Origin of the sequence: Arthrobacter sp. HMWF013 (assembly GCF_003061105.1) — a bacterium.
Taxonomy (GTDB): Bacteria; Actinomycetota; Actinomycetes; order Actinomycetales; family Micrococcaceae; genus Arthrobacter.
Genome location: NZ_QAIQ01000550.1, coordinates 2,349 through 13,904 on the forward strand (window position 1 = coordinate 2,349; position 11,556 = coordinate 13,904).

8 protein-coding genes and 1 pseudogene are annotated in these 11,556 nt (G+C 60.9%); 6 read left to right on the plus strand and 3 right to left on the minus strand.

Going from position 1 to position 11,556, the window contains the following annotated elements; translation table 11 throughout:
• Nucleotides 1-764: FHA domain-containing protein (locus DBR22_RS18800; protein ID WP_258229303.1), on the minus strand; the 764-nt coding region annotated here is incomplete at its 3' end.
• 296 nt (nt 765-1,060) lie between these two features.
• Here DBR22_RS18800 and glf point away from each other — a divergent pair.
• The 4 genes from glf to DBR22_RS18820 are packed head-to-tail and all read left to right on the plus strand — an operon-like array spanning nt 1,061 to nt 5,860.
• Entirely contained in the window at nt 1,061-2,248 is a 1,188-nt protein-coding gene (gene glf / locus DBR22_RS18805) for a UDP-galactopyranose mutase (RefSeq protein ID WP_108600250.1), read from the plus strand.
• Nucleotides 2,245-4,236 (plus strand): glycosyltransferase, encoded by a 1,992-nt coding sequence (locus DBR22_RS18810; protein ID WP_108600251.1) that lies wholly within the window; start codon nt 2,245-2,247, stop codon nt 4,234-4,236. Before glf ends, DBR22_RS18810 begins: the two co-directional genes overlap by 4 nt.
• Nucleotides 4,237-5,106, plus strand: a complete 870-nt coding sequence (locus DBR22_RS18815; RefSeq protein ID WP_108600252.1) for an ABC transporter permease — start codon at nt 4,237-4,239, stop codon at nt 5,104-5,106. It begins immediately after the preceding gene.
• Nucleotide 5,107: 1 nt separating this feature from the next.
• Nucleotides 5,108-5,860, plus strand: coding sequence for an ABC transporter ATP-binding protein (locus tag DBR22_RS18820; RefSeq protein ID WP_108600253.1), 753 nt, complete (start codon nt 5,108-5,110; stop codon nt 5,858-5,860).
• Between the two features lie 106 nt (nt 5,861-5,966).
• Here DBR22_RS18820 and DBR22_RS18825 read toward each other — a convergent pair whose 3' ends face one another.
• Together DBR22_RS18825 and DBR22_RS18830 are read right to left on the minus strand one after the other, a co-directional pair.
• On the minus strand, nt 5,967-7,604 hold the full coding sequence (locus DBR22_RS18825; RefSeq protein WP_181365244.1) for a DUF2142 domain-containing protein: 1,638 nt from the start codon (nt 7,602-7,604) through the stop codon (nt 5,967-5,969).
• Nucleotides 7,605-7,669: 65 nt separating this feature from the next.
• Nucleotides 7,670-8,767, minus strand: a complete 1,098-nt coding sequence (locus tag DBR22_RS18830; RefSeq protein WP_146187572.1) for a substrate-binding domain-containing protein — start codon at nt 8,765-8,767, stop codon at nt 7,670-7,672.
• A gap of 199 nt (nt 8,768-8,966) precedes the next feature.
• Here DBR22_RS18830 and DBR22_RS18835 point away from each other — a divergent pair, with 199 nt between their 5' ends.
• On the plus strand, nt 8,967-10,946 hold the full coding sequence (locus DBR22_RS18835; RefSeq protein ID WP_146187573.1) for a DUF6541 family protein: 1,980 nt from the start codon (nt 8,967-8,969) through the stop codon (nt 10,944-10,946).
• Between the two features lie 99 nt (nt 10,947-11,045).
• A pseudogene (locus DBR22_RS18840) lies at nt 11,046-11,556 on the plus strand (polysaccharide biosynthesis protein); the annotation flags it as partial.

Here is an 11,556-nt window from a genome sequence, read left to right on the forward strand (position 1 = left end):
TTGGCCACGGCGGCCCCGACGGCAGCAGCAAGCTCGCGGCGTTGCCGGCGGCCGGAGACCAGGGGCACAACGAGGGAGAAAACGGAGACGGCGGTGAAGGCGAGGAAAAACCACATACCCGTGACCACGGCCAGGCCCACGCCGATCGCGAGCGGCAGAACAGCTGTGAGCCACAGGGCCGCGCGGTTGGCGGGATCGTCACGCCGCGGGACGACCAACGGCTCGTCGACGCCCAACCCGGCCCGGTCCAATTGGCTGTTCGGCTGTTCGAGGAAGACCAAGGACATGGTCGAGTTGCCGCAACGGATGGTGGATCCGGTCGACACGATGGCGTGTCTCACCCTCTCGCCGTCTACCTCAATGCCGTTCGCACTGTCCACATCCGCAATCGAAATGGCGGACTCAGTCACCACCAGGCGGGCATGCGACCTCGACAGATCGGCGTCGGGAATCAGGATCTCGCAGTCGCTGCGGCCGATGGTGTAGATTCCCCGCCGAAGGGGCACAACGATGCCTGCCCCGGCACCGCTGTTAACTGCCAGAGCCAGCGAAGCGGGAGGCTCGGAGGTGCGCTGCCTGGGCCTGAGTCCACCGTCAGCGGTGCCGCCGTCGACGAGGACAGCTCCGTTGACCAGCGGGGGCTGGCCCAGGGTGAGTGAACTGATCAACCGGCCGGCGACCGATACCTTCCCGGTCCCAAAACGGGCGGCCAGTTGTTCCTGCAGTTCCATTCCGGAATGCCGGACCGGGCCCTCGATAGTCAACTCCGCGGGGGGTTCCTGCAGAGCTGCGCCGGGGCTCCGGACAAGCGTGCAGTGCAACAACATGGTCTGGGTTCCTCACAGTCAGCTTTTCTCCACGCTAGCCATCCGGCAGGCGGGGTGTCCGGAATGCGTTCCCTTATGTGGATAAGGCGGATGCGGTGTCCCACCGGACGGATCGGAGCCCGGGGGAGAGGGAACGGGTTCAGGGATTGGACGGCCACGACAGGGTCTCAGGTAGGCTGGAACAGCAGACAACGCACTGCGTTGTGCTGCCCGCATTCGAACCAGGAGATTTTGTGACCGCTGACCTCGTCATCGTAGGGTCTGGCTTTTTCGGCCTGACAATCGCAGAACGGGCCGCCACTGAGCTCGGCTTGAAGGTAGTCGTTCTTGACCGCCGCCACCACATTGGTGGGAACGCGTACAGCGAAAAGGAAGAGCAGACCGGAATCGAGGTCCACCGTTACGGTGCCCACCTCTTCCACACCTCGAACGAACGCGTGTGGGACTACGTGAACCGGTTTACCACCTTCACCAACTACGTCCACAAGGTGTACGGCGTGCACAAGGGCGAGGTTTACTCCTTGCCGATCAACCTGGCCACGATCAACCAGTTCTTCCGCTCGAACCTGACTCCGGGGCAGGCCCAGGAGCTGATTCAGGAGCAGGCCGGCGAACTGGCCGGGACAGATCCGCAGAACCTGAACGACAAGGGCATCCAGCTCATCGGCCGTCCGCTCTACGAGGCGTTCATCAAGCATTACACCGGCAAGCAATGGCAGACGGATCCCAAGGATCTGCCGGCCGGCATCATCTCCAGGCTCCCGGTGCGCTACAACTACGACAACCGCTACTTCAACGACAAGTATGAGGGCCTGCCGACCAACGGGTACACCGCGTGGATCGAAAAGATGGCAGAACACCCCAACATCGAAGTCCGGCTGAACACCGATTTCTTCGACGAATCGCATGAGTACAGCAAGAACAAGGTCGTCGGCAACATCCCGGTCATTTACACCGGACCTGTGGACCGCTACTTCGACTTCGCCGAGGGCGACCTTTCCTGGCGCACCATCGACTTCGAAGAAGAAGTGCTCGACGTTGGCGACTTCCAGGGAACCTCCGTAGTCAACTACAACGACGCCGATGTTGCCTATACCCGCATCATCGAACCGCGCCACTTCCACCCGGAGCGCGGGTACCAGACGGAAAAGACCGTCATCATGCGCGAATTCTCACGTGCGGCGGAGAAAGGCGACGAGCCTTACTACCCGATCAACACGGCCGCGGACAGGGAGCGTCTGCTCAAGTACCGCGACTTGGCTGCCGCCGAGAAGGACGTCCTGTTTGGCGGACGTCTCGGCACCTACAAATACCTTGATATGCACATGGCCATCGGTTCGGCCCTGACCATGTTCGATAACCAGATCCGGCCGCATTTTGAAGCCGGAGCAAAGCTTGAAAGCGGAGGCGTAGACGCATGAGTGGCCCTGAAGAGTCGTTCGAGTGGAGCACTCTTCAGCGGGTGATCCTTCCCTCGCCGGACCAGACGGACACCATCCCCCTGTACGTGGATGCTGGTCCCGCCAGCGGAATCCGGTTGCGGGAGAACGACGAACTGGCGCGCTCGCCGAAACTGCCCGAGGACAAGCTTCAGATGTTCAGCTCCGGTGGGGGCCAGGCGCACTTTGAGGACCTGCTCTCGCGCCAGTCCATGCGGGTTCGAGCCGGCGAGCTGATTTCCTTTGGCACCTACTTCAACGCCTTTCCGGCCAGTTATTGGCGGCGGTGGACGTCGGTCCGTGACGTCCGGCTCGCCGTGAGGACAAGCGGTGCAGGCACTGTCACCGTCTACAAATCCAACGCCCGGGGCTCTGTTCAGCGGGTCGACGGCCACCATGTCGAGGGCGACACCACGTCGCTTTTCGAGCTGTCGCTTAAACCCTTTGGCGACGGCGGCTGGTACTGGTTTGATCTCGCCGCCAGTTCTGAGGGGCTTGTGCTGGAGAGTGCAGTATGGGAGACCTCAGAGGCTGCCAGGGAGAGCGGCCAGGTAACACTGGAAATCACGACCATGAACAAGCCTGATTTCTGCCTCAATAACGCCAGGATCCTCGCGGGAAACCTGGACGCCCTGGCCAACGTCAAAGAAATCCTGATCGTGGACCAAGGCACGCAGAAGGTCGAAGACCAAGAGGGGTTCGCCGAGGTCAGCGCGTCGCTGGGTGGCAAGCTGCGGGTCATCAATCAGGAAAACCTGGGCGGTTCCGGCGGCTTTGCCCGCGGTATGTACGAGGCAGTGGAAAACGGCAGCGACTACGTCCTGCTGCTCGATGATGACATCGTGGTTGAACCCGAGAGCATAGTTCGGCTGCTCACCTTTGCCGACAGGTGCCGTAAACCGACGATCGTTGGCGGGCACATGTTCGACCTGTACAACCGGAGCGTGCTGCACACCTTTGGCGAAGTCGTGGATCCGTTCCGCGTGGTGCCGGCGCAGCCCCATGCCGACATGGAGCTTCGTCACGACTTCAGCGTCGCCAACCTTCGGCAGACTGCGTGGCTGCACCGTCGGGTTGACGTCGACTACAACGGCTGGTGGATGTGCATGATCCCGACGCGCGTGATCAAGGAAATTGGGCTTTCGCTGCCTCTGTTCATCAAGTGGGACGATGCTGAGTATGGTCTCCGCGCCAGGGAGGCCGGGTTTTCCACCGTTTCCCTTCCCGGAGCAGCGGTCTGGCACGTCTCGTGGATGGACAAGGACGACATGGTCGGCTGGCAGGCGTATTTCCACGAACGCAACCGGCTCGTGACCACTCTTATCCATAGCCCCTATCCCAAGGGCGGCCGTGTACTGCGCGAATCCGTGCAGGCAGATGTCAAGCACCTTGTATCCATGCAGTACTTCACGGAACATGGCCGGATCGAGGCGCTCAAGGACATCTTCAAGGGACCCGATGATCTCCACCGGGTTTTGGCCACCAAGCTCCCGGAGATCAATTTGCTCAAGTCCGATTACCCGGACGCCCAACTGAGGGACGACGTCGACGATTTCCCTGCGCCGAAGCTTGGCCGGGGCCCCATGGGAGGCGCCCCGATCGGCATGCCGCGCAAGAAGGACCTGGTTTCCTGGGGCATCAAGACCGTTTCGCGACAGCTGGTCAAGGCCCCGGCACCCGAGAGCTCCGAACGTCCGCAGGGCTTCCTGGCACACCGGGACAACCGCTGGTTCAGACTTGCACACTACGACAGTGTTATTGTTTCCAACGCTGAGGGCACGGGGGCTTCCTGGTACCGTCGTGACCCCAGGAAGTTGAAGTCGATGCTGGCTGAAGCTACAGCGCTCCACCTCCGTCTGTACCGTGAGTGGGACGAACTGGCGGAGCAGTACCGCGCCGCCCTTCCGGAGATCACTTCCATCGCTGCCTGGAAAAAGACGTTCGACGCCGATCCCAAGGAAGGCCGCTAGATGGCCCGACAGATGGACCAGCTCATCAAACCTGGCATGGGCCGCGGGCTGCTGGATATCTACGGCGACCGTTTCCTGCTGAAGCTGCTTGTACGCAAGGAAATCAAAATCCGCTACCGTGGATCGGTTCTCGGGCTGATGTGGTCCTATGTGAAACCGTTGATGCAGTTCCTGATCTACTTCATCGCACTGGGCATCTTCCTAAATCTTGAGCGCGGGACGCCCAATTACGCGATCTACCTTTTTTCGGGCATCGTCCTGGTCAACTTCTTCACGGAATCCTTGTCCAATGCCACCCGATCCATCGTCGACAACCGGGACCTCATCCGGAAGATCTATCTTCCGCGTGAGCTTTTTCCCGCGGCTACTGTGTGGGTCTCTGCCGCCCACTTCCTGCCGCAGCTCCTCGTACTGATTGCAGCGTGCCTGGTGGTCGGCTGGACGCCGTCCATCCTTCAGCTGTTGGCCGCTATCCTGATTTTTGCCATGATGGCGGTCCTGGCTACTGGCCTTGGTCTCATGTTCGGCGCCGTCAACGTGTACTTCCGCGACTCGGAGAACATTGTGGACATGATCGTGATGGTTGTCACCTGGGCCTCTCCGGTTCTCTACGTGTGGACCATGGTGGAACGGGTCATGGGGCCTTGGTACTGGGTCTACCAACTGAACCCGATCACCACCGCTGTCGAGGTCTTCCACTGGGCGTTTTGGGAGCCCACGCTGAAGGCGGACCAGATGGTCAGCGACACCATGCCCCCCGATCTGCTCGGCTTCTGGCTTCCTGTGTCCCTTCTCATCTCCGTCGCCATCCTTTTCCTCGGACAGTTGATGTTCCGCCGCCTCTCCGTACACTTTGCCCAGGAGCTTTGACATGACGTCGCACGGCCACGTTGCCATCAGCTGTATCGGCGTGCGCAAACAGTTTGTTCTGCGCCACACCCGTTCCCTCAAAGAAGCCCTCGTCTGGTTGATCAAAGGGCGCAAAGGAGACTTGTCCAAGCGGTTTATGGCACTGACTGACGTCTCCCTGGAGGTTAAACAGGGGGAGACGGTGGCGCTGCTGGGACTCAACGGCTCCGGCAAGTCCACGCTGCTGAAGCTGATCTCGGGTGTTCTACAGCCCGACGGCGGTACGGTGCGCACACGCGGACGCGTCGCCGGCCTCATCGAAGTAGGAGCAGGCTTCCACCACGACCTCAGTGGACGCGACAACGTCTACCTCAACGGCGCCATTCTTGGCATGACTGAGCAGCAGATTGACGAGATGTTCGATTCCATCGTGGAATTCTCCGAGATCGGTGAATTCATCGACACCGAGGTGAAGTTCTACTCGTCCGGAATGTATCTCCGATTGGCGTTCTCGATTGCTGTACACACGGATCCGGAGGTCTTTCTCATCGACGAGATTTTGGCTGTGGGGGACGAGCCATTCCAGAGAAAGTGCATCGCCAAGATCAAGGAGCTGTCTGCCCACGGAAAGACCCTGTTTGTGGTCAGCCACGACCTCGATCTGGTGTCCACAGTCTGTGAGCGTGGAGTGCTCCTTGAGCATGGCGAGGTCATCATGGACGGGGAAGTCCACGACGTCGTAGCCGAGCTCCGCTCCCGAACCGCAGCCGCATAGAGTAAAGAAGGACGGTCCAAGACGTGAATGTTTTGGACCGTTCTTTCGTTTAACTGCTCAGGTCTCCGCGCCCACCTGTCACGGTGCCTGGAGGGAACCCGTGTGCCTAAAGACGGGATTCGGCCTCGATGGTGGCCCTCGGTGCCGGTTCACTCTGAGGCTTGCCGGCTCCTCGGCGGGTGGCAGCGGCAAAACGCGGTGGCCACCGCAGAAGTACGGCGCCGGGGAAGGCGAAGCTGTAAAGGAAATGTGCAGCTACAGCCATGAGAACAACGTAGGCCACGCACAGGGCGGGCCAGCCAAGGGGAGGCTGCCATCCCGGGTTGGTTATCATGATTTGCCAGTTGGCCAGTTCGCGAATACCCACCACGTAGCGCCTCAGGATGTAGGCAAATGCCAGTGTATGGGCTGCTACAGCGGCCAACAGCACGATGCGCCCGACCGTTTTCGCTGCGTCCGACTGGCTGATCTTCAGGCGCCCGGCAGCAATCCCGGCTGAAATCAACACCACGATGAACAGCGGGAGGTTGTAGCGGCCCTGCCAGATGAACCCCATGGTGGTCACCACCTGCGCCTGGAGGATCGCCGGGACGATAAGCAGCATGGCGAGGGCGAGCCAGTATCCGGCCGCCCGCCGCAGCGGACGGACCGTCAGCGGCAACAGAAGTGCGATGACAATGAGGAAGTTCCAGAACATCTGCACTTCATCCGGCAGGCGGCTGTCGAGCCACCCCATAACGCCGACATACTGTGGGAAGAAACCGAAGAATCGATCCAGCATCGTCAGGAATCCCTGGTCCGGGCGGACACCCGGTATGGGATTGATGATCCCGAGGGGTGCAACGCCCGCTGACGCCGGGGCATTGAGCATCAGCAGGATCCACGCGATTCCCGCGACCACCCCGGGAACGGTCGCGGCCACAGCGACAAGAACGTACCGGTTCCTGAACGCAGCAACAATGGACCGGCGCTGATAGAAAGAGAGTCCAACCAGGAAGACACACAGAAGCCAGATCAATGACACCTGCCGGGTGTTTGCCAAAGTTACTGACGCTGCCGCCACCGTCACGATGGCCGGCATGATGGCCTTGGGCCTGTGCGCGTTATCTAGCAGCACGATAAACCCGCAGAAAGCGGCCATCGTTGCCGCCACCTCCAAGGAGTTGGGGTTGATCCCGGATCCGAGGAAGAGAACCATGGGCGTCATGCTGACACTTGCCAGCAGGACCGGTATTTGCGGACGCAGGAACCGCGAAAGCGCGGTGAATCCGGCCGCCAGGAATACCGAGGTCAGCACGGCGCTAATGATGCGCATGGCATAAATGGCGGGTGCTCCGCTGAGCCAGAGGCTGGGTTGGCCCACAAGCCAGTAATACCCCGGATTATAGGTTCCGGCTGTGGTGACGCCGATGGTCTCGTAGGTGTCCTCTGCCGGGATCGCGGGAGCGCAGCCGGCAGATGTGTCCGGCCTGTATTTGTAGCACCTCTGGGAGTCAAGGTTCGCTATATAAGCGGGGACTTTCACGTGGATGCCGTGACCGAAGGACATTCCCTCTTGAACAGTGATCTGGTTGCGGACCACTGCTGCTGCTTTGATCGTGTGCGCGGGCTCATCCGGAAACGCCATCAGCGGGGTGGCCAGGGCCCAGAGTGAAATGACAAGGGAGAAGAGCCCGAGCAGCTGGAAGAACAGCTTCCGCCCGCTGCGACTGCTGGACTGGTCCCTGATGACGGCATCGTTCATGTGACGGTGCGAGAGGGGCGTCCCGTTTCCTTGAATTGCATTGTCCGCGTGACGCTTCAATCCGCTCATTCCGTCCCCTCCGCGATGTTGGCGACCAATTCTTTGGCCTGCTCAGTTGTTTTCCTGCTGGGGGGCAAGGCGCTGGCAAAGATGTTTGCATTGCGTTGGCCCGTCTCACTGAATACTGACTGTCCCCAGGAACTCACCAGCCCAGCGGTTTGAGCGTGCGAATACTCCCGGCAGAACACAACGTATTCCTTAACCGCCAGAGCGTAGCCAGCCTGGCCGTCCAATTCCTGTTCAAGGGAGCCGGGTCCCCGGAGTGTCGTCTCTCCTGCCTCGATGGCAGCAAGTACTGAGTCGGGCGAGAACGATTGGTACGAACCATCAAACTGCAGCGAAGCAGTCGAATACCGGGAGCCGATGATCCCGCGGTCCAGGACAGCCAAGCCTCCGACCGTGTTGTCCAATTCCAAGGGCTTGGTTTTGTCCTGGACATCGACGGTATCGGGCCATTCGGTGGTAATGCCGTGAGCCCATTCATCGCCGGCTTCCTGCGAAAGATACTCGGTTACCGCCTCGGTGACATCCTTATCCTTGTCCGAAAGCAACGGTTTAACCTCCAGATCCGGAAGGGTGGTCCCCGGGTTTTCCTGAAGGATGAGTGGATCGTTCCATCTCGTGATCTTCTTTTCGAACATGCCGGCGAGGATGGCCGCGTTGAGCCTGACGCTTCGGATCCCGGGAAGATTGTAGGCGACTCCTACGGGAAGCAGCGCTGCGGGCAGAATCAGCGGACCCGCTTGGCCGCACAGCTGTCCGCTGCTGGCGGGCAACTCGACGGATCCGGGCATCGTTGTGGTGGCGAAATGTGTCTGCTCGCGCGCCAGGGCATCCAGGCCTACTGCTCCTCCGTCGGGGGAGAAGGCTACCGAGACAGCGGGGTTGGGTCCACGCCATGCCTCGTTCCAGGCAGAGACCAGGCCACTCATAGAGCTGTTGCCGACGCCGACAAGGCTGCCTCTGAGTCCGTAATTAGTGTCTATTGCCGCTGGAGCAGAGCAGGCGGAGCCGGTCAAGACGATGGACCATGCGATTACCCCGAACCGTCCCAGCTGAGATGCGGTTCTGGGCTGCGCAGGATTTTTGTCTCGATATTTCACGTGCCTAGCCTACGCGGCGAGACTGGCGCAGCGTTATTTTAGGCCTGCGGCACACTGGACCGATCTGGCCCGGCGTCCGGGCGTGAGGTCTTGCAGCAGAACCAGTCGCGTATAATCGGCTGAGGTCAGGGCGCCTCCCGTCTGCATCGGTCGGTCGAGGCACAGCCTGGAGTTACCGCCGTCAACAGTAAGGTTTTGTATGTCCTGGATGTCGGAGGTGCCGGCGTTCTGTGCTGCTTTGACCCTTCTTTTTGCCCCCGGCGCCGTCGTCGCCTGTGTCGCCGGATTCCGTGGGCTGCCTTTATACGCTGCGGCTCCGGCCCTCTCCGTCTCGCTCGTGGCAGTAGCCGCTCTCGGTTCCCCGTTTGTGGGGTTGGAGTGGTCTCTTTGGCCGGTTGTGTTGGTGACTGCCCTGGCCGGTGTCCTCGTGTGGGCCGCGCGCAGAATCCGGCCCGGGAATGTCGAAGTACCGGTTCCCGAAACTCAGCGGCCCTTTGGCGTCGCGGTCTGCGCTGCATTGGTCATCGCCGCCGTCCTGTTGGGTAGCCGTATGGTCGGTGCGATCAGCGACCCGGAGGCCATTTCGCAGACGTTTGACAACGTCTTCCACCTCAATGCCATTCAGTTCATTCTGGAAAAACGCTCCGGATCGTCGCTTTCGGTAGGGGACATGACTGGCGGTGGGTTCTATCCTGCCGCGTGGCATGATCTCGTGTCCCTTCTGGTCCAGCTCAGCGGGGTTTCCATTCCTGTTGCGGCCAACGTCATCAATGTCTGCGTTGCCGCGGTTGTCTGGCCCGCCGGCTGTGTGTACCTGGCGCGGGTCATCGTGGGGCAGAGGCCGGCCGCCGTTCTGTCCGCCGGAGTTCTTTCCGCAGCTTTTGGGGCTTTCCCGCTGCTCATGGTGGACTTCGGTGTGCTCTACCCGAACTTCCTCGCGCTGAGCCTCCTTCCCCTGGTCGTGGCCCTGGGGATCGTTATCCTGAGGTTTGCGGCCGATGAGGCTGCCCATCCGGCCATGGCGGGAACTGTCTTCCTGGGGACGCTCCCGGGGCTGGCATTGGCCCACCCGAGTGGGCTGATGACGGTGCTGCCACTCCTTGCGCCGGCAGCGATCTGCTGGTGGTGGCTACGGAGCTCCGGCCATTTCCAAAGGCCGCTCATAGGGCGCAGCGGTGTCTTGAGAATTTTGCTGCTCGTGGCCGGCGCCGCTGCGTGCCTGGCACTGTGGAAACTGGTCCGTCCTCCTGAGGCTGCCGCCACCTGGCCACCGGTCCTTCCTGCATTGGATGCGATATGGGACATCGTCACCAGTTCGGGCATTGGACGCCCGGAGTCCTGGGTAGTCATGGTGCTTGCCCTCATTGGACTGGCAGTTGCCGGCCTGACCAGACGCTACTGGCTCCTGGCCGCCTACGGTGCAGTTGCCGGGCTCTTCTTTATGGCAGTTGCCGGGCAGCAGGGCCGGATCAGGACGTTCCTCACCGGGGTTTGGTACAACGATCCAGAACGTCTGGCTGCCATCCTGCCTGTGGCCATACTTCCATTGGCCGTGCTCGGTGCAGTTACCTTCTGGGATGCCTGCGCCCGCAGGTTTACGACGGCGGGCCGGACCGTGCAGACGGGCAAGGGGACGGGCCTTGCCGGATTCGGCCAAGCCGGCGTTCTCGTCGCGGCGTTGGTGTCACTCGCTCTCCTGGCAATCGGGACACAACAGGCCAACGTCGCCGCAGCCCAGGCCTCAGCTGCACGCAATTACCTTGTGAGTGCCGACGCTGATCTCCTGGACTCCGACGAGCTGGCCCTCCTGCAGCGGCTCAGGGACGAAGTGCCGGCAGACTCCGTTATTGTCGGCAACCCCTGGAACGGCAGCTCCCTTGTCTACGCAATTGCACACCGGCAGACCCTCCAGCCGCACATCCTGGGCGCAGTTTCAGATGAGGCCCTGGACGTCTTTGCGAACCTCAACAAGGCCGCCTCGGATCCGGCCGTCTGTTCGTCTGTGCGGCAGCTTAGTGCGGACTTCGTTCTCGATTTCGGCGATCGTGAAGTCAATAACGGTGAAGGCCGCACGATTGACTACGATGGGCTGGATAATTTACAGGCCAGCGGTGCTGTCAGCGTGGTTGACTCCCAGGGCAGGGCGACGCTTTACCGAATTACAGCCTGCGGAGAATAAAGCGTCCGCCCGCCCACACACTCTGCCCAACGAAGGAACCACCATCAAACCTTGCATTCACAAATGCGGAACTGCGACGCATGAGGAGTCCGGGCGCCTATGAAAACCGTGCTTTTCAGACTTCTTGGCTTCACGGGTTTGCCGCTGCTGTCTTTGGTCACTCCTTTCCTCTTGCTGCCAATCCTTGCGCGCCTGGTAGGGGATGCCGGCTGGTCGAGCCTTCTGGCTGGCCAGGCTGTCGGAACTTTTGGTGCGACTGTGATCGCTTGGGGATGGAACATGCAGGGGCCCGTCGGGATCGCCAAGAACCAATCCCCTCATTTCCGCGCGGAGCTATACCGCGAGAGCGTCAGAACACGGTTGCTGCTGTGCCTGCTGGTGTTGCCAGTCGTGTCATTCATCTCTGCATTTCTCGCCGTCCCGGAACTTCGGCTTGAAGCCGTTGCGATGTCATGGACAACTGCGTTGGGTGGCCTTTCGGTGGCTTGGTATTGCATAGGGCTGGGCAAACCATCGCTCCTGGCGAAATTCGACACCATTCCCCGCGTGATCGCGACTCTGGTCGCCGTCCCGATTATTCTGGCGACTGGATTGATCTGGTTGTACGGTG

Coding starts and splice junctions, on each gene's coding strand:
- DBR22_RS18810 (WP_108600251.1), top strand. CDS start 2,245: ATGAGTGGCCCTGAAGAGTCGTTCGAGTGGAGCACTCTTCAGCGGGTG.
- DBR22_RS18815 (WP_108600252.1), top strand. CDS start 4,237: ATGGCCCGACAGATGGACCAGCTCATCAAACCTGGCATGGGCCGCGGG.
- DBR22_RS18820 (WP_108600253.1), top strand. CDS start 5,108: ATGACGTCGCACGGCCACGTTGCCATCAGCTGTATCGGCGTGCGCAAA.
- DBR22_RS18825 (WP_181365244.1), bottom strand. CDS start 7,604: ATGAACGATGCCGTCATCAGGGACCAGTCCAGCAGTCGCAGCGGGCGG.
- DBR22_RS18835 (WP_146187573.1), top strand. CDS start 8,967: ATGTCCTGGATGTCGGAGGTGCCGGCGTTCTGTGCTGCTTTGACCCTT.